Consider the following 18,505-nt stretch of genomic DNA (forward strand, 5'->3'; position numbering starts at 1 on the left):
TCCTCCCTGGCGTCCTCAGACGAACTTGCAGGCCTTGTCGAACGGGAAGCGGGGCAGTTTCTGAAACAGCGCCGTTTCGTCCGCGTAGCCGATGTTGAGCAGAAAGTTCGAACGCAGAGAAGTGCCGTCAAAGAACGCCTCATCCACGATCTTGTTGGAGAACCCGGACATCGCGCCGGTATCCAGCCCCACGGCCCGTGCGGCGATCATGAAGTAGGCCGCCTGCAAGGTGCCATTTCGGAACGCGGTGGTCTCCGAATGCTCCGGCTTGCCCTCAAAATGCGGGCGGCGATCCTCGTGCGGGAACAGGAAGGGCAGTTCCTTCCAGAAGTCGAGATCATGGGCGATGATCACCGTCACCGGGGCTGACATCATCTTGTCGATGTTCTTTGCCTTCAGTGACCTGGCCAGCTTCTCCTTTGCCTCGGCGCTCTCGACGAAGATGAAGCGGGCCGGGCAGCAGTTCATGCTGGTGGGGCCATTGGCGGTGATGTCGTAGATCTCTTCCAGCAGCGCGCGGGGCACCGGCTTGTCCTGCCAGGCATAGTGCGAGCGCGAGTCCCGCAAGATCAGGTCGATCGCGGCATCGTCGAGCCGGGGGCAGGCGGCGCGGACACGGCGCACGGCCTGCTGAGCCTCGGCCCGGGCCTGCGCGAGGGCGTCTCCGGTCAGCGCGCTCACTCGGCTGCCTCCGTTGTGGCAAGGTCCTCTTCCGCGACAATGGGGTTGGCGCAGATACCGATACCCTCGATCTCGGCCTCCACGACCTCTCCCGGACGTAGCCAGCGCGGCGGCGTCCTGGCGTGGCCCACACCCGGGGGCGTGCCCATGGCAATCATGTCGCCGGCGTCCAGCGTGGAATACTCCGAGATCGTCGCGATCGTCCGGGCAACCGACCAGAGCATGTCGGAGGTGTTGGCCGATTGCAGGATCTCGTCGCCCACGCGGCTTTCGATCTTCAGCCCGACGCAGCCTTCAGGAAGTTCGTCCGGGGTCACGACATCGGGCCCGATGGCGCCGGTGTCGTCGAAATTCTTGCCCGGGGTCCATTGGTGGGTCTTGCGCTGGTAGTCGCGTACCGACCCGTCATTGAAGACAGTGTAGCCGAAAACGTGGTCCAGCGCGTCCTCCTCTGAAATGTGGCGGCCACCTTTTCCAATGATCACCATCAGCTCGACCTCGTAGTCGAGGCGCTCTGAACAGGTCGGGCGCACCATCGGCGCATCGGCTGCCATCAACGAGTTCCGGCCGCGCATGAACAGCGCCGGGTACTCCGGAATCTCGTATCCACCTTCCTTGATATGATCGACGTAGTTCAGGCCGAGGCAGATGACCTTGCCGGGATCGGCAACGGGCAGGGCCGGGACGATGCTGGCGGGGGAAACCTTCGCGGCGCCGGCGATGGCGTTCGACAGTTCGGCGATGCCCACATCGCCACGGATCAGGCCCATCAGGTCCGAACCGACGGCCGGATCGAGGGCGGAAATGTTCACTGCGGACGTACCATCCACCAGGTGGACGCCAAACCCGGCACTGCTTTTGCCGACTCTGAACCTCATGGCCGCTCCTTTTCGTTTCTGGTCTGTCTGTTTTGGGGATTATATTTATTGTTGTCAAATAAAATCGATATTTTATGATTGAGGTAGATTTTCGGGAGAAAAACATGCCTGCATGGTCTGACTACAAAGCGGAAGCGAAGGCGCGCGGGGCGCTTGCGCTGGAACTCTACATGGTGCGCAGCATGCCGGTGAAAGGCCCGGAGGCACTGGCGGAAATGCTTCCCGAACACCTTGCCTACCAGTCGGAACAGGAGGCCGCCGGCAGGCTTGCCTTTGCCGGGCCGCTCTCCGATCCATCGGGCGAGCAGATCCGGGGCGAGGGCCTGATCATCTATCGCGCGGCCTCTCTGGACGCGGCGCGGGCTTTGGCTGATGCCGACCCGATGCACAGCTCCGGCACCAGGACCTACGAGATCCGCCGGTGGCTGGTGAACGAAGGCAGCCTGCAACTCGAGCTTGGTCTGTCCGGCCAGCGCGTTGCGCTGAAGTAGACTCCGGCTGGACCAGGGTTGCTACGAAGGACCAAGAAAACAGATAGGCGGGATCTTCGACCGAAAAATGTGCCGAAGCCCGTGTCCGGCCGGCGCTCTATCCCGACGGTTCAGGCCGTGTCCTGCGCGTCTCCAATTGCCCGAAGGGGCCGAGTTGCCTGTCCTTCGGCAAATCGGTGTTCAAGCATGTCGCGTCCGGCCTGTCCGTCGATCTGCCGAACCCGCCCGCTTGCATGCCGTCGCCCGGCCTTGAACTGCGGATCACCGAACCCACTACGATCCGAGTGCTTGCCGCGGGAGAGACCGGAGTGCCTTGCGGCGGACGGAAGGAGGGCGCCTGGGCTTTCTGCCGGCAGGCCGACAGGTCGGGCACGCGGAGCGGTTCGCGCCGGGCAACCAATGGACTGGTAGACGATCCGCAGCAGGCGTGGTGATGCCGCGCAGGGAGATCGTCTCGCTGCCCGTCGATGGTGCCACAGACGAGGGTGCCGATTCTCTCGAAATGTGGTTTTGCACGCCCGAAAGCCGGATTCACACAAGCGAAGGGCCGTTTTGTCCATTCCGATGCCGGTTTCGGAGCGACTCGCAACATCGCCACGGCGGAATTCCATGCGTTGGGCGGCGAAAACGTTTCAACTCGCTCTCGATGCGCCCCGGTTGCGCCGGATGCAAGACGGGTATTTCATTTTAAAATCAGTTTCTTGAGGCGATCCCGGTGGGTTGGGGAGGAAATGCCCGCAGGATGCTGATTGGTCGCGTTGAACGAGGTTCCGGTTTGGGACTATCAGAACGCCATAACACCCGGCTCCAGCCGACCCGAAACGAAGCGCGCCGTCCCTTGCCGGGCGCTGCGAAGGGGCGATGGATCAAGGAGGCCTCCCGTCACGTCGGGACGCCTGTGCTGGAGGGGGTTCAGAAAGAGGAGAGACCTGCAGTGGTCACGTCTGATCGTATCAAGAACGCTCAACTCCAGTCCAAGGTCATGAGTGCCGATGATGCCGCCTCGCTGATCAAGTCCGGCGACACGGTCGGCATGAGCGGGTTCACCGGGTCCGGCTACCCCAAGGCCCTGCCGCAGGCGCTGGCCAAGCAGATCGACGCCGCCCATGCCGCCGGCGATCCGTTCAAGATCGGCCTGTGGACCGGCGCCTCGACTGGCCCGGAACTCGACGGCGCGCTCGCCAAGGCCGACGCGATCAAGTACCGGCTGCCCTACAACTCCGATCCGATCGAGCGGGAGAAGATCAACCGTGGAGAGATGGATTACTTCGACCTCCACCTGTCCCACGTCGCGCCCATGGTCTGGGAGGGGTTCTTCGGAAATCTCGACGTTGCCGTGATCGAGGTCACCGGCGTCAAGGAAGACGGCTCCCTGATCCCCGCCACCTCCATCGGCAACAACAAGACCTGGATCGACCGCGCCGACAAGGTGATCCTGGAGGTCAACACCTGGCACGACGAGCGCATGGAGGGGATGCACGACATCTACTACGGCACCGCTCTGCCGCCGAACCGGGTGCCGATCCCGATGATCCACGCCAGTGACCGCATCGGCCAGACGACGCTGCGCTGTGACCCGCACAAGGTCGTCGGCATAATCGAAACCAACCTGCCGGACAAGAACGCTCCGTTCCCGCCGCTCGACGATGTGTCTAAGACGATCGCCGGCCACCTGATGGAGTTCCTCAAGTGGGAGGTGAAGAAGGGCCGGCTGACCAACACGCTGCTGCCACTGCAATCGGGTGTCGGCAACGTCGCCAACGCCGTGCTTGCCGGTCTGCGGGACTCGCCCTTCCACGATCTGCTGGCCTATACCGAGGTCATCCAGGACGGCATGATGGACCTGATCGATGACGGCAAGATGCTGTGCGCGTCCTCGACCGCCTTTGGCATGTCCGACCAGGCGGCCATCCGGTTCCGTGAAAACCTCGACTTCTACCGTGACAAGATCATCCTGCGCCCGCAGGAGATCTCAAACCACCCGGAGGTGATCCGCCGCCTCGGCACGATCTCCATGAACGGCATGATCGAAGCCGATATCTTCGGCAACATCAACTCGACTCACGTCATGGGCTCGCGGATCATGAACGGCATTGGCGGTTCGGGCGACTTCACGCGAAACGCCTACCTCTCCTGCTTCGTCTCGCCGTCGTTTGCCAAGAAGGGCGATATCTCGACCATCGTTCCCCATGTCAGCCACGCCGATCACATCACCCAGGACGTCCAGGTGATCGTGACGGAACAGGGTCTGGCCGACCTTCGCGGCCTGCCGCCCAAAATGCGCGCGGAGACCATCATCGAGAATTGCGCGCATCCCGATTATCGCCCGCTGCTTGTGGATTACTTCGAACGGGCCAAGAAAAACGCGCTCGGACTGCATACCCCGATGCTGCCCAGCGAGGCACTCTCCTGGCACCAGCGGTTCCTGGAGACGAAGACCATGCGCCGATAGCCCTGCTGCTGGCGGTCCCGCGACGGGGCGCCAAACGCGCAGCTGTGGTATCCAGCAGCGAAACATATCGGAGGGGCCGCGGCATCAACGCCGCGGCCCCTTTGGCTGGGGCGCCGCCTTGCATTGGCCGGTCGCGGAGCGGCGAGACGCGCGGATGCCTGCGGCGCCCGCGAAGGTTGCGCCGAAACGGCTTTCCTGACGAACCAGGTGCTAGAGCGCCGCCGTCGCAGAGCCTCTGACTGCGCGCGCCACACCGATCATTTCGGGGGGTGGGCACACTGGTCGACATCCGCGAGGCGGCAGAGATGCTCGCGCCGCACGGGATCAGGGTCGAACACGAATGCTACGATGACGGCCTCCGCTACAGGCTGAAATTCTGCATGGGTTTCGTGCTGTTCACGGTACCGGTCTCTCCACAGTGCGTGTTCGGCATCCTTGGTGGGATCGGCCCGGAGGTGAACACCTTGCTTTTCATGAAGCGCACCGCGGATCGGCTTTTTTTGGCGACGATTACCTTTGGTCGGTTCTCGGCGCAGGTGCCGCGCAGATGCCGCTGGCCACAACCGCCAGCCAGATGGGCGGCAACGTGCGGGTCGGGTTGGAAGACAGCCTGTTCATTGCCCGCGGGCAGCTCGCCGCGAGCAACGCCCAGCAGGTCACCAGGATCCGCCGGATCGTGGAGGATCTGGGATGCGAGATTGCGACGCCGGACGAGGCCCGGGAGATCCTGCATCCCAAAGGGGGGCGACAAGGTCGGTTTCTGAGTTGAAAGGCCCGTTCGGGGCGCTTCGGGAAGGGCTTTTCGGTAGCAGTCACCGGGGGATGATTGTCAGAGATGCAATGGCGCTGGGGGAGGCGGTCTTGATCCGACCTTGCCCCCCTTTACGGAGCGTCGGAGGCCAACCGTCGCTGCCGGTTGCCTGTAAGCGCCCCGCGCGCGCCGTGCGCGAACGACCTTCGGCCCGGGCTTGTGTCCGAACGTCCGCCGCCTTTCCGCCCGATATCGCACAATCTGCCGGCGGGCGCGGGACCGAGGGTCACCCGCAAGCGTGCCATAGACCCGCACCCGGTCGCACGTGTACCAGAAGGATACCCCGTGGCCGCACCCGTGCGGTCCGGGCATCTGGCCAAATCGCCCTTGGCGGAGCGCAAGCTGCCCGGGCCACATGTCCCATTCACAGCTTGATCCGCGCGCTCTACGCTCGGGGCGAGCGGTCGCAATAACGGCCGCTGTCCGACAGGAGAATTCCATGACGCCGGCCGAGTTTACCTTTGCAACAGCAACCGAAATCCGTTTCGGCCGAGGCGCTGGCGTCCAGTCCATCCCGGACATCCTGGCTCTTGGTAGCAGAATCCTGGTGGTCACGGGGGCCAATGCGGGGCGCGCCGCCTGGCTGGTCGAGGCACTGGTTGGCGATGACCGGGAGATCGGCTGTTTCCCGGTGGCCCGCGAACCCGACGTAACACTGGTGGAGGCGGGCGTCTCCGCGGCGCGGGCGGCGGATGCGGAGTTGATCGTTTCCATCGGTGGTGGGGCCGCGATCGATACCGGCAAGGCAATCTCCGCGCTCACACCTGCGAGGCGGCCTACCATGGATCACCTGGAGGTTGTGGGGAAGGGGCTGCCGCTGGAGCGGACACCGCTGGCCTTCGTTGCCATTCCGACAACTGCGGGAACGGGTGCAGAAGTGACCCGGAACGCGGTGATCGGCGTGCCGGGCGCCCGGCGCAAGGTCAGCTTGCGCGACAGGTCCATGTTGCCGCGGCTGGCGATTGTCGACCCGGCGCTGACCGATAGCTGCCCGCGCGCCGTCACGCTGGCCTCTGGGCTGGACGCGGTCACGCAGGTGATCGAACCCTACGTGTGCGCGCGGTCCAACCCGTTTACAGATGCGCTCTGCCGCAGCGCGATCCCCGCAGGATTGGTCGCTCTTCGGCGGCTGATGCGGGGAGAGAATGCGCAGGCGCGGGAGACGATGGCATGGGTGTCGCTCTGTGGCGGGCTGGCCCTGTCCAACGCGGGGCTCGGCGTGATCCACGGACTTGCCGGGCCGTTGGGCGGGCTGACCGGGGCGCCACATGGCGCGATCTGCGGGGCGCTGCTGCCACATGGACTTGCGGCCAATGCCGCCCGTGTCGGTGATCAGCCGGTTGCGGCACGGTTCTGGGACGTCCGGCGCTGGATCGCGGAGGCGCTCGGAGGCGGAACAGAGGAGGCGTTCGATCGGCTTGCCGATTGGTCCGGGCAGAATGGATTGCCGGATCTCGGCGCATTGGGCATTTCCGCCGATGACCGCCTGAAGGCGGCAGAGGCGGCTGCGGCCTCGTCCTCCATGAAGGCAAACCCGGTGGAGCTCACCGTGGCGGAACTTGTTGAACTGATGGAAGCGGCCAGCTAGCGCCCGGTCTGGCCGTCGGTGGCCTGCAGCCGGGCGGAAATGAAAACGCGCCCCCGACATGGTCAGGGGCGCGTCCTTTTTTTTTTTGAGTGCCGAACGGATCAGCCGTAGGCGGCGATGAAGTAGCCAGCGACAACCGCCGTACCGATCACGCCCGCCACGTTCGGTCCCATGGCATGCATCAGCAGGAAGTTGCCCGGGTCCGCACGCTGGCCTTCGACCTGGCTAACACGCGCGGCCATTGGCACCGCCGAGACGCCGGCAGATCCGATCAACGGGTTGATCTTGTTCTTGCTGACGAGGTTCATCGCCTTGGCCATGAGCACACCGCTGGCAGTGGCGATGCCGAAGGCGACGACGCCAAGCCCGAGGATCTTGAGCGTCGAGGTGTTGAGGAACGCCTCGCCCGTCATCGTGATCCCCACCGACGTGCCGAGGAAGATCGTCACGACGTTGACCAGCTCGTTCTGTGCTGCCTTGACCAGACGTTCGGCCACAAGGCTCTCGCGCAGGAAGTTGCCCAGCATCAGCATGCCGATCAGGGCCGCGGCGGCCGGAACCAGCAGGATGACGACGATGGTGACCATGCCCGCGAAGATGAGCTTCTCGAGCCGCGACACCTGCCGCAGGGACTTCATGCGGATCTTGCGCTCTTCCTCGGTGGTCAGGGCACGCATGATCGGCGGTTGCAACATCGGCACAAGGGCCATGTAGCTGTAGGCTGCAACGGCGATCGGCGCGAGCAGGTGTGGTGCCAGCTTGTTGGCGAGGAAGATCGAGGTCGGGCCGTCGGCACCACCGATGATGGCAACCGCGCCGGCTTCGTAGACCGTGAAGCCGATGGCCGTCGCACCAAGGAAGGTTGCGAACACCCCGAACTGGGCCGCCGCACCGAGAAGCAGCGTGCGCGGATTGGCGATCAGCGGTCCGAAGTCGGTCAGAGCCCCCACGCCAAGGAAGATCAGGGGCGGGAAGATCTCGTAGTCGACGCCGAGCTTGATGTAGTAGTAGAGGCCGCCCGGGTGATCGCCGTGCGGAAGGTTGACCAGCCCCTGCGTCGGCAGGTTCGCCAGCAACGCGCCGAAGGCGATCGGTATCAGCAGCAGCGGCTCGTATTGCTTCCAGACAGCGAGGTAGAACAGCACGGCGATGACCACCCACATCACCACCATCTGAATGGTGAGATCCGGGAACGCGGTCAGCGACCAGAGCTCTTGCAGCCTGGACATTTCTTGTGTGGTGGCATCCATCGGAGGAGCCCCTCCCTAGGACAGGGTGACGAGGACCTGACCCTCGGTCACGGTTGCGCCGGCGGCCACGTTCACAGCGGTCACGGTGCCGTCGGACGGGGCACCGATGTTGGTGTTCATCTTCATGGCCTCGAGAACCAGAAGCGTGTCACCCTGTGCAACCTTCTGGCCGACCGAAACGTCGACACTGACCACGGTGCCAGCCAGCGGGCTGGGAACGGCGCCGTCGCCGGCGGGGGCAGCGGCCGCGGGCGCGGGGGCTGCGGCGACAGGAGCGGCCGCCGGTGCCGGCGCGGCTGCGGGAGCGGGGGCAGGCGCGGCGGATGGCGCCGGTGCGGCAGCTGCCGGAGTGTCGATGTCGAGGTCCTCGACGGTCACTTCGTAGGCGATGCCCTGAACGGTAATCCGAAGGCGTTTCATTTGTTCTGTCCTCTCAGGATATTGGGGGTTTCACCACCGAGGGTGAGACGGGTGGGACCCCAGGCTGTGCGAATGCGACGGCCCTGGAAGGTGTCCTTGCGACCTTCGATGGGCCAGTCGGTGACCACGTGGGAGGGTGCGGCAACGCGGGTAACCACGTAGCCGGGCCCGAAAACATCCGCCACCGCCGCGGTGATCGCGGCAAGGTGGTGGGGCGGCACGCCGGCGCGGGACGCAACGGCGGCGCGCGGTGGCGCCGGCGAAGCTTCTGTCGGCTTGGATTCCTTCTTCTCGCGGTTGAAGAAGGTACCGACCCCCGCGCAGGCTGCCCAGATCGCGACCAGCACCGACATGACGACCGCAAAGCCGGTGCCGATGACTGCCAGGTTCTCAATCATGCGAAAAACCTCTCCTTACAGCGGGATGTTGCCGTGTTTCTTCGGCGGACGGGTCTCACGCTTGGACATCAGCCCGCGAAGCGCCAGCGCCACGGCGCTGCGGGTTTCGCGTGGTTGGATGACGTCATGCGCCATGAGTTCCCCGGCGGCCAGGTACGGCGTCGCGAATTCCTGGCGGTACTCCTCGATGAGTTCCTTGGACCTCGATGCCGGATCTTCGGCTTCCTTGATCTCCTTGCGATAGAGGATGTTGGCAGCCCCTTCCGCACCCATCACGGCGATTTCCGCCGTCGGCCAGGCGATCACTCGGTCCGCGCCCATGTCTTCCGAACACATGGCCAGATACGCGCCGCCATAGGCCTTGCGCATGATGACCGTGATTTTTGGCACCGTGGCGGAGGCATAGGCAAACAGCATCTTCGCGCCATGGCGGATGATGCCCTGTTGCTCCTGCTTGACGCCGGGCAGGAAGCCGGGGACGTCGACCAGGGTCACGATCGGAATGTTGTAGACGTTGCAGAACCGCACGAAGCGGGCCGCCTTGTCGGAGGCGTCGATGTCCAGCGTGCCGGCCTTGACCGTCGGCTGGTTTCCGACGAAGCCGACGACGATCCCGCCGATGCGGCCGAAGCCGATGACGATGTTCTGGGCGAAGAGCTCCTGCACTTCGAGGAAGTCGGCATCGTCGGCAAGGTGCTGGATGACCGTGCGCACGTCGAAGGGCGACTTGGGATCCTCGGGGACCAGTTCATCCAACGCCGGATCGTCCACGACCGACAGGTCCGGTTCTACCTGGTGCGGCGGGTCCTGCATGTTGTTTGACGGCAGGAACGACAGCAGCCGGTGGGCAAGCGCAACGGCATGGGCGTCGTTGTCGGCGATGAAGTGGATATTGCCAGATATCGAGGCATGGGCATTGGCCGAGCCGATCTGGTCCATCGTGGTGACTTCGCCCGTGACCGACCGGATGACCTCGGGACCGCAGATGAACATCTGCGCGTTCTCGCGGGTCATGATGATGAAGTCGGTCAGCGCCGGGGAATAGGCCGCGCCGCCAGCGCAGGGGCCTGCGATGATGGAGATCTGAGGCACAACGCCGGAAAGCTGCACGTTGCGGTAGAACACCTGGCCGTAGCCTGCCAGCGCGCCGACGCCTTCCTGGATCCGGGCGCCGCCCGAATCATTGAAGCCGATGACCGGGATACCGGCCTTCACGGCATGATCGAGTGCGTGGCAGATCTTCTTGGAGTGGATCTCGCCCAGCGAACCGCCGACAACGCCGAAGTCCTGGGAGAAGGCGGCGACGGGGCGGCCGTCGACAAACCCGGTCCCGACGATCACGCCATCGGTGGGAATGTCCTTCTTCTCCATCCCGAAGTGCCGGGTGCGGTGCTTGGCATGCAGCCCGAATTCCTGGAACGTTCCCTTCGAAAAGAGGGCATCCAGACGCTCCCGCGCTGTCATCCGTCCTTTGGCGTGTCGGTCTTCGGCCTTCTTGGCGCCGCCGCCGTCAAGGGCCGCGGCGCGCCGTTTCTCCAACTCGTCCGCGAGGGTTTTGGATATCGCCATGATTCAACCGTCTTGCTAGGGCCGCGCCGGAAGGGCGCGGCGATTCCCCGGAAACACGAGGGGTGGCCCCTCGCCAAGAAAGCCGTTTGCGCCGCACTCCATTGCCACCGGTTTGACGCCGGAATCCGTGAAACGCGCAGGTTCGCTTCTTTTGCACGGCCACTTCTGCTCTTTTCCGACCCGAATAGAAAGGCGCATGGGAGTGGTAAAAACGCGCACCAAGCGCCAAACGCATTCCCGGTATCGCGATTCAGCAAGTTGCGGCGCCAAAGGCTTCATTCGCGCAGTATGGGGGCGTTTTCGGAGGAGATCGAGCGTTTGAACGGGCCGGGCGGTGATTTCGCACTTTGACGATAAGGTGTGTTTCTGCCGCTCGGAAGGTGGTCGCCGGCGGGTTGGCGGCGCGTGTCAGGCGGCCCGGGGGCGAAGCCGCTGGACTGTGTGCCGGGCTTGGGTCAGAACCCGGGGGAACCGGCGCCCGGGCGCTCAAAGAATGACAGGGAGACAAGGATGAGCAAGCCAACCATCGGATTTATCGGTCTCGGCCTGATGGGTGCGGCCATGGTCGAATGCCTTCAGAAAGCCGGCTACCCGCTTGTCGTGATCGCCAACCGATCGCGCGATGCGGTGGACGCAGCCGTCGAACGCGGCGCGCGAGAGGTGACGTCGACGGCCGATCTGGCCGCCGCGTCCGACATCGTAATGTTCTGCATGGCCACCTCCGACAACGTGGAAAGCCGTGTCTATACCGAGGACGGGCTTCTTGCCGGTCTGCGCCCGGGCACGGTGGTGATCGATTTCGGCACCTCCATCCCGGCATCGACGCTTAAGGTCGGTGCGGATATCGCGGCGAAGGGTGCCTCCTACCTCGACGCACCGCTGGGCCGCACACCGGCCCACGCAATCGACGGCTTGCTGAACATCATGTGTTCCGGGGACAAGGCGGCCTTCGACACGGTGAAGCCGGTTCTGGACGACTTGGGCGAGAACGTCTTTCACCTCGGCGCGCTCGGCACCGGACATACGATCAAGCTGATCAACAACTTCTTTGCCATGACAACGGCCTGCGCCATGTCCGAGGCCTTTGCCACCGCCGACAAGGCGGGAATCCCGCGCCAGGTGCTCTATGACGTGATGTCCGCCGGTCCGCTGCGCTCCGGCATGATGGATTTCATCAAGGCCTACGCGACCGATGGCGAGATCGAACTCGCCTTCACCATCGACAACGCGAAGAAGGACCTGGGGTATTTCCTGCGGATGACGGAGGATCTGAAGGCGGGTTCAACGCTCGCCCCTGTTACGTCGGGCCTGCTCGGGGATGCATCCGAGGCCGGGAAGGGCGATGCGATGGTGCCGGAAGTTCTGGATTTCATCACCGCCAGCCAACAAGACTGACGGCGCCGCAATGGCCTCGCTGTTGGCCGTTGTCCGGCCGTCGGCGGGGCTTTCGGCGCGACAGGAACGGCGGGGGCAGGCCGCCCGGCAGGACATTTTGCGGTGTCGGCTTACCGGTCTGGTTTAGCCCGGCGTCGGCCCAGCAGGGGCTCCGGCGAACCCGTCCGATAACACTGCAATAGGGGCGGGGCCTGTCCCGACTTGCGCGATGGCGGCGGCACGGATTGCGTGCAGGTGGAGCCCGCCGCATGGGCCCGGACGCCCGTCATAGCGACATCGATACTCCAAAACCTGCCCGCTCCCTGTCTGGCGCAGCCGCACTTTCGCGAGCCTGCGAGTTGCCGTTGGGTAACAAAAAGTTTGTGTCACACAGCGACTTGCGACTAACCTTTCGCCCGGTGTGCCCGGGGGGCGGCGGGATGCCGCTGCGCGCCTCATTTTGTTGATCGGTGTTTAACCAGGAATTTCAGGAGAGTTGCTCGTGACGGAGAGCAGGAAGAAGGTCGCCGTTCTCGGTGGCGGTGTTGGAGCGGTTACGGCAGCCTTTGCCCTGACCGCCACCGAAGAGGATCGTGCCCGCCACGACGTCACCATCTACCAGATGGGTTGGCGGTTGGGCGGCAAGGGCGCCAGCGGGCGGAGTCCGGACGACGGCCAGCGGATCGAGGAACATGGGCTGCACGTTTGGTCGGGCTTCTACGACAATGCCATCGAGCAGATGAAGGCCTGCCTCGGCGAACTCAAGGCCGCGGGCGAGACGCGCACCTATACAGACTGGAAAACTGCATTCACTCCGCACAACAATATCGCGCTTGGCGATGAACGGGATCGCGCCTGGGACTTCTGGCCGATGGAGGTTGCCGAAAACGACGCGAAGCCGGGATCGAAGGGCGTCTACCTTGCACCCGCCTACTATATCGAGGAACTGGTGAGCTACCTCGCGGAGCTGTTGTCGCGCCACGGCGCCACGGTGGCGCCTGCGTCGGACAACATGCCCCAGCATATCACCGCGCATGTCGGCACCCGTGTCGGCGATCAGGAGGCCCCGCTGGGCGAGACGGCCCTGCATTGGCTGAAGGGGTTGCTGAAGGGGCTGCCGGGCGATCCGGCGCGCTTCGTCGAGCGGGACTTCGATGCCCTGCGGGCCCTTGGCCAGCAGGTCCAGTCCGATCTGCGCGCCATCCGGGCGGCAGGGGCGGAGGCCTTTGGCGCGGAAACGCTGGACGACGACCTGCACAAGGCCCGCGTGGTTCTGGATCTCGGCGGGACGGTGGTCCGCGGCATGATTGCCGACGAAGTGATGCTCAACGGGTTCGATTCAATTGACGGGGAGGAGATCTCCCAGTGGCTGGCCCGTCATGGTGCCCGGCCGGAGACCGTCGACAGCCCGCTGGTGCGTGCGGTCTACGACTATGCCTTCGGGTTCCGTCAGGGGATGACCGACCGGTCCCACCGGGCCATCGCGGCGGGCACGTTCCTGCACGGGTCCTTCCGGCTCTTCTTCACCTACAAGAAGTCGATCTTCTTCAAGATGAACGCCGGCATGGGCGACACCATCTTCACACCCTACTACTACGCGCTGAAGCGGCGGGGGGTGAAGTTCCGCTTTTTCCACAAGGTGACGGAGCTGAAGCTCGATGCCGCCGGGCGGGCGATCGAGACGATCGCGATCGATCGCCAGGCGACGGTAAAGGCGGGCGACTACGAGCCGTTCGTTTCGGTCAAGGGTCTGGATTGCTGGCCGTCTGAGCCCCTGTACGATCAACTCGAAGAGGGTGCGGAACTGAAGGCCCGGAAGATCAACCTTGAATCCTCATGGACCGACTGGGCGCCGGTCGAGCAACACACTCTCCGGCGCGGGGTCGATTTCGACGAGGTGGTGCTGGGGATCTCCATCGGGGCGTTGCCGGCACTGACGCCGGAACTGGCGGCGGCAAGCCCGTCGTGGCGGCGTATGCTGGAGAAGGTGGAGACAGCCGCGACCCAGGCCATGCAGCTCTGGATGAAGCCGACCGTCGGAACGCTGGCCTGGCCGAACGGGAACTCGATCCTGACTGCCTATGCCGACGACATGAACACATGGGCCGACATGACCCATCTCGATCCGGCGGAGGACTGGCCCGAGGCGATGAAACCCGGCTCCATTGCCTATTTCTGCGGGCCGCTGGCCGATCCGGAGGTGATCCCGCCGTTTTCCGACACCGGTTTCCCGGAACGGGCGCGGGCGCAGGTCCGTGAAGCGTCGCGCCAGTGGATGGCGCGACATGGGGCCGATATCTGGCCCGACGCGTTCGACACGGACGGCAAATTCGACGAGTCGATGCTGATCTCCGAACAGGCGCCCGGCCCGGGCGGCATGTGGGAGACACAGTATTTCCGCGCCAACTACGAGCCCACGGAACGCTACGTGCTCTCCGTGCCGGGATCCACGTCGGCCCGGCTTCGGGCGGACCGCTCCGGTTTTGCCAATCTGTGGCTTGCCGGGGACTGGACCTTCACGGCGATCAATGCCGGCTGCGTGGAGGCGGCGACGATGTCAGGTTTGCGCGCCGCCGCAGGGCTGGCCGGCAAGCCGGTGGAGATCATCGGCGAACTGCCCGACCCGGTGCCCTACGACCCGGCCAATGGCCCCAAGCCGATGCGTCCGACGCTTCGCTCCGTCCGGCCGCAGAACTCCGGCTGGCCGTGGAGCGCGGTCTACGGCATGGCGCAGACCACTGGACCCATCGTCACCTTGCCCTTCCCGCGCGCCACCGTCGCGGCAATGCTGCCCGAGGGGCTGGAACTGGACGCGCAGGATGTCACCGGCCCCGAGGAGCATCCGGTGATCCTGCTGTTCGGTCGGCAACGCAACGTGCGGCCCAACCTGATGCCCTTCGGCTGGAACTATTGCGAATTCATCTGCGCCGTCCCCTGGGTCCGGCACACGGATCCATCATTGCAGGACTTGCCGCCGCTGCTGACCCCGATCCAGCTCTACCTCGACGCATTGCCGCCGATCTTGCTCGGCCGCTATGGCTACGGCTATCCCAAAACGCGTGCGGCGATCCATGCCGACCTGACGAGCTACATCATCCGCGACGAGCGCAGCGGCGAGGAGCTGATCTCCTGCCAGTTCGTCGAAACCGGTGCCAAGGTTCCCTATCATTCGGTCGCCAACCTTGCCGCGGTTCGGCCCGGATACGAGATGGCTATGGTCACGCGCAACCGCGTCGGGCAATGGCAGTATTCGATTTACGATCTGTCGCTCGGGCAGGCGATGGCCCAGCCGCTGAAGATGGAAATCCGGGTGTCCTCGCCCGCGCTTGGCCTGCCGGTGGGCGATATCGTCCCACCTGACATCACTGGCTCGCCTTTTGGTGGCGTTTTCCTTACGGCTGACGCGACCATTAACAACCCGTTGCAATCCTGGGCCCTTCGTCGGCTTCTGGAAAAGGAGTCCGGATGAACGTTGCCGTCTGCCCTTCGTGTAGTGCCTCGCTCCTTCCCGGGGCCCGTTTCTGCTCTTCCTGCGGCGCCCGCGTTGCCCTGAGCAGCGTGGCGCGCTCGCGTTTCATGACGGTGCTCTTCTGCGATCTTGGCGGCTCGACGCGGCTCACGGACACGCTCGGCAACGAGGCGATGTACGAGGTCATCACCCGCTACCACGCGATCTGCAATGCGGTCACGGCGGAGTATGGGGGGTTTGTCGCCAAGTACATGGGCGACGGGATGCTGGCCTATTTCGGCTATCCGCAGGCGATGAAGAACTCCGCCGCCCCGGCAGTGGGCGCGGCACTGGAGATCATTGGCCGGGCCGGCGACATCGCGCTGCCGGGGGGCGGGGCAGTCTCCGCCAGCGCCGGGGTGGCGACGGGCTGGATGGTGGTGGGCGATGCTCATGCCGGCATGGCCGCGGCGGAGGCACTGGCCGTCGGCGGCACGGTAAACCTCGCGGCGCGGCTCCAGCAAACGGCGGAGGCAGGGCAGGTGGCCGTCTCCGGAGAGACGGGGCGCCGGCTGGAGGCATCGCAGTTCGCGCTCTCCCCACTCGGTGCCCGAAACCTGCGCGGCTTTGGCAAACAGGTCGAGGTCTGGCTGGCCTCCCGGAGCGAAGGGTCGGACCTCCAGCGCAGCTTTGTCGGTCGACGCCAGAAACGCGCCCAGTTGCGGTCGCTCTGGCGTGCGGCCCGGGAAGGGCATGCCGCCGCAGTCGAGATCTCGGCGCCCGGTGGATATGGAAAGACCGCGCTGGCGCAGGTTTTCCTCAATGAAAGCGTTGACGAAGGCGATGTGCTGATGCTGCGCTGCGAGGCGCATCGGGGCGAGCAATCCTTCGCCCCCTTCCGCACCCTCGTGCGGTCGTTGGCGGGGCTGGACATGGCCGAGACGCCGGCTGCGCAGCGTGTCCTGCTGGACGAGCGGGCGCCAGACGGGGGAGAGACGGGCCTTGCGCTGCTCTGCGATCTGGAAGAAGCCCAGCCAGCGCCGGTCGTGCGCACCGAGCTGATCTTCCGCGCGCTGTTGGCGTTGCTGGACACGGTGCTCCGCGAAGGGCCAAAAGTCCTTTTCGTGGAGGATGCGCACTGGATCGACCGTGACAGTGCCCGACTGATCGCGGCGCTGTGCGTGCAATGCTCCGATCTGCCCTTGCTGGCGCTCATCACCCGGCGACCGGAGGGCACCGAACTGGACTTCGAAGGGCTGATCCCGATGCCGCTCGACCGTATCCGGCTGGAGAGCGCAGCGGAGTTGCTCAACGAACTGGACCCCGACGGAGCCATCGACCCGCAGGCGCGCGACGAAATCGTGGAGCGCGCGCAGGGCGTGCCGCTGTTTCTCGAACATATCGCCAAGGCGATCCTTGAACGCGACAGTTCCGGGACCGGCAGGCCCGACACGATTCCCCCGACACTGATCGAGGCGCTGGTAGAGCGGTTCGATCATGTCGGCGATGCCCGCGAACTGGTGGAGGCCGCCGCCGTGCTCGGAGCGGAGGTCCGTGTGGATGTGCTTGCGGCGATGATCGGCCGGGACCAGTCGGAGGTCTCCGAACGTATCACCCGGCTTGTCCGGCGGGGCTTGTTCGTGCCCGGCGGCGAGGGGGCCGTGTCATTCGACCACGCGCTGATCCGTGACGCCGTGATGCAGACACTCTTACGCAACCGGCTGACAAAGCTGCATGAAACCGCACTTGCGGCCTATCAGGCCGTGGCGCCGGAGCGGCTGGAAAACAGCCCCGTGACGGCCGCAACTCACCTGCTCGGCGCGGGCCAAGTCGTTGCCGGCATCCCGCGGCTTCTTCAGGCCGCGCAGCGGTCCGTGACGCTGGGCGAACTGGCAGAGGCGCAGCGCCTGTTGGAATGGGCCGACCGCAGCCTCGCCGATGTGCCCGAGGGTCCCGAACGGGACGGGCTGGAGATGATGGTGAAGTTCACCCTCGGCCTGGCCATGGTCCAGCAGCGTGGTTTTTCCGATGCGAGCGTCGGGGAGGCCTACAATCGCGCGCTGGAGCTTTGCCTTGAGCGGGGCGAGCGCGGAGAGGCGGAATTCCAGATCGCCTGGGGCATCTGGGCGCACTACCAGGTCTGCAACGACGTGAAACGAGTGGAGGAGCTGACCCGGAGGATGGTGGAGATCGCCCGGGATGACCCGTCGCTTGAAGTCCTCGCGGCCTCCGCACAATCCTTGATCATGTGCACGCAAGGGCGTCTGGAGGAACAGCATGCGCTGGCGAAGAAGGTGCGGACGCTCTACATTCCGCACCTCCACCGCGATCAAGCGGCATTCTACTCCCAGGACAGCCTCGAATTGTCACTGCTGTTCCAGGTGCATGGCCGCTTCATTGCCGGGGACTACCAAGGGTGGCAGGATGCCCTGCGGGAGGCGCTGGATCACGAAGCCTTCCTCGAAAAACCCTTCCTGGAGCCCTACATCCGCATCTACAGTCACGCGCCGTTTACCTATGCCCTCTCCGAGGAGCCGTCGCGGCCCCAACTGGAGGCGGCAACGGCACTTGCGGGGGAGTTGGGACAGCCATTCTGGGTCATCGCCGGGAATCTCTGGCTCGCGCAGGACAAGCTCCGCAACAGCGGACCACAGGCCGCGCTGGCGGATTTCGAGGCCGCCATTGCCGGAATGGACGGGATCGGACTGCGGCTCGGGCGTGCGTATCACCTCGCATCGCTGGCCTATTGCCGCGCAAGGAACGGCAAACCGGCCGGTGCGGAGGAGGCGATATCCGATTCCCTGTCCATGCTGGATCAAGGGGCCGACCTGATCTACAGCGCCGAGGTTCATCGCCTCAGTGCAGAGATTTCGCTGTTGGCCGACCCGGGCAATCTCGACGGCGCGACGGAGTGCCTCGACCGCGCCGATGCGATCGCCCGGGAGCAGGGCGCGCTTGGCTGGTCGGCACTCATTGCCGGTACGCGGGCCCGGATGATGGCCACACGGACCGGACGGGAGACGGCGGAGACCTGGTTGCAGGAACACCTTGCGGCCATTTCCCCGAGGGGAGCCAGCCGCCACCCGGCCTTCCTGACGGCCGCCCGCGCCTTCACCGACCCGATCTGATCCGATGGAGCACGCCT

At 64.9% G+C, this 18,505-nt stretch carries 12 protein-coding genes and 1 pseudogene; 7 read left to right on the plus strand and 6 right to left on the minus strand.

Annotated features, from left to right (window positions below; genetic code table 11):
* Positions 1–15: 15 nt before the first annotated feature.
* Together CLV78_RS01005 and CLV78_RS01010 are read right to left on the minus strand one after the other, a co-directional pair.
* The gene (locus CLV78_RS01005; RefSeq protein ID WP_106202914.1) at positions 16–681 is read right to left on the minus strand and encodes a malonic semialdehyde reductase; all 666 of its coding nucleotides are present in this window, start codon (positions 679–681) and stop codon (positions 16–18) included.
* Complete coding sequence (locus CLV78_RS01010) at positions 678–1,559, minus strand: fumarylacetoacetate hydrolase family protein (RefSeq protein WP_106202915.1); 882 nt, start codon at positions 1,557–1,559, stop codon at positions 678–680. Before CLV78_RS01010 ends, CLV78_RS01005 begins: the two co-directional genes overlap by 4 nt.
* A gap of 104 nt (positions 1,560–1,663) precedes the next feature.
* Here CLV78_RS01010 and CLV78_RS01015 point away from each other — a divergent pair, with 104 nt between their 5' ends.
* The 4 genes and pseudogenes from CLV78_RS01015 (at position 1,664) to CLV78_RS01035 (ending at position 6,901) form a co-directional block, all read left to right on the plus strand.
* A complete protein-coding gene (locus CLV78_RS01015; protein WP_106202916.1) occupies positions 1,664–2,050 on the plus strand; it encodes a YciI family protein in 387 nt (128 codons plus the stop codon).
* Between the two features lie 934 nt (positions 2,051–2,984).
* A complete protein-coding gene (gene scpC, locus CLV78_RS01025) occupies positions 2,985–4,502 on the plus strand; it encodes a succinyl-CoA:acetate CoA-transferase ScpC (RefSeq protein ID WP_281261118.1) in 1,518 nt (505 codons plus the stop codon).
* Positions 4,503–4,807: 305 nt separating this feature from the next.
* Positions 4,808–5,271, plus strand: a pseudogene (locus CLV78_RS01030) (beta-keto acid cleavage family enzyme).
* Between the two features lie 481 nt (positions 5,272–5,752).
* Positions 5,753–6,901: an iron-containing alcohol dehydrogenase gene (locus tag CLV78_RS01035; protein WP_106202919.1), complete on the plus strand. Its 1,149-nt coding sequence runs from the start codon at positions 5,753–5,755 to the stop codon at positions 6,899–6,901.
* A 101-nt stretch (positions 6,902–7,002) separates the two neighbouring features.
* Here CLV78_RS01035 and CLV78_RS01040 read toward each other — a convergent pair whose 3' ends face one another.
* The 4 genes from CLV78_RS01040 to CLV78_RS01055 are packed head-to-tail and all read right to left on the minus strand — an operon-like array spanning position 7,003 to position 10,538.
* Positions 7,003–8,151 carry a sodium ion-translocating decarboxylase subunit beta gene (locus tag CLV78_RS01040; RefSeq protein ID WP_211300924.1) on the minus strand — a complete coding sequence of 383 codons (1,149 nt, stop codon included), beginning with the start codon at positions 8,149–8,151 and terminating at the stop codon, positions 7,003–7,005.
* A 15-nt stretch (positions 8,152–8,166) separates the two neighbouring features.
* The gene (locus tag CLV78_RS01045; protein ID WP_106202920.1) at positions 8,167–8,571 is read right to left on the minus strand and encodes an acyl-CoA carboxylase biotin carboxyl carrier protein subunit; all 405 of its coding nucleotides are present in this window, start codon (positions 8,569–8,571) and stop codon (positions 8,167–8,169) included.
* A complete protein-coding gene (locus CLV78_RS01050) occupies positions 8,568–8,969 on the minus strand; it encodes an OadG family protein (protein ID WP_106202921.1) in 402 nt (133 codons plus the stop codon). Before CLV78_RS01050 ends, CLV78_RS01045 begins: the two co-directional genes overlap by 4 nt.
* Before the next feature lie 15 nt (positions 8,970–8,984).
* Complete coding sequence (locus CLV78_RS01055) at positions 8,985–10,538, minus strand: acyl-CoA carboxylase subunit beta (RefSeq protein WP_106202922.1); 1,554 nt, start codon at positions 10,536–10,538, stop codon at positions 8,985–8,987.
* 450 nt (positions 10,539–10,988) lie between these two features.
* On the opposite strand from CLV78_RS01055, the gene CLV78_RS01060 reads away from it, so the two are divergent.
* The 3 genes from CLV78_RS01060 (at position 10,989) to CLV78_RS01070 (ending at position 18,488) form a co-directional block, all read left to right on the plus strand.
* Positions 10,989–11,933 (plus strand): NAD(P)-dependent oxidoreductase, encoded by a 945-nt coding sequence (locus CLV78_RS01060; RefSeq protein WP_281261128.1) that lies wholly within the window; start codon positions 10,989–10,991, stop codon positions 11,931–11,933.
* 481 nt (positions 11,934–12,414) lie between these two features.
* Positions 12,415–15,381, plus strand: coding sequence for an NAD(P)-binding protein (locus CLV78_RS01065; RefSeq protein ID WP_146136614.1), 2,967 nt, complete (start codon positions 12,415–12,417; stop codon positions 15,379–15,381).
* On the plus strand, positions 15,378–18,488 hold the full coding sequence (locus CLV78_RS01070) for an ATP-binding protein (protein WP_106202925.1): 3,111 nt from the start codon (positions 15,378–15,380) through the stop codon (positions 18,486–18,488). The genes CLV78_RS01065 and CLV78_RS01070 overlap by 4 nt, the downstream gene beginning before the upstream one ends.
* Positions 18,489–18,505: the final 17 nt, after the last annotated feature.

It is taken from the genome of Aliiruegeria haliotis (assembly GCF_003003255.1).
GTDB lineage: Bacteria > Pseudomonadota > Alphaproteobacteria > Rhodobacterales > Rhodobacteraceae > Tropicimonas > Tropicimonas haliotis.

Coding starts and splice junctions, on each gene's coding strand:
- CLV78_RS01045 (WP_106202920.1), bottom strand. CDS start 8,571: ATGAAACGCCTTCGGATTACCGTTCAGGGCATCGCCTACGAAGTGACC.
- CLV78_RS01040 (WP_211300924.1), bottom strand. CDS start 8,151: ATGGATGCCACCACACAAGAAATGTCCAGGCTGCAAGAGCTCTGGTCG.
- CLV78_RS01010 (WP_106202915.1), bottom strand. CDS start 1,559: ATGAGGTTCAGAGTCGGCAAAAGCAGTGCCGGGTTTGGCGTCCACCTG.
- CLV78_RS01015 (WP_106202916.1), top strand. CDS start 1,664: ATGCCTGCATGGTCTGACTACAAAGCGGAAGCGAAGGCGCGCGGGGCG.
- CLV78_RS01035 (WP_106202919.1), top strand. CDS start 5,753: ATGACGCCGGCCGAGTTTACCTTTGCAACAGCAACCGAAATCCGTTTC.
- CLV78_RS01070 (WP_106202925.1), top strand. CDS start 15,378: ATGAACGTTGCCGTCTGCCCTTCGTGTAGTGCCTCGCTCCTTCCCGGG.
- CLV78_RS01050 (WP_106202921.1), bottom strand. CDS start 8,969: ATGATTGAGAACCTGGCAGTCATCGGCACCGGCTTTGCGGTCGTCATG.
- CLV78_RS01055 (WP_106202922.1), bottom strand. CDS start 10,538: ATGGCGATATCCAAAACCCTCGCGGACGAGTTGGAGAAACGGCGCGCC.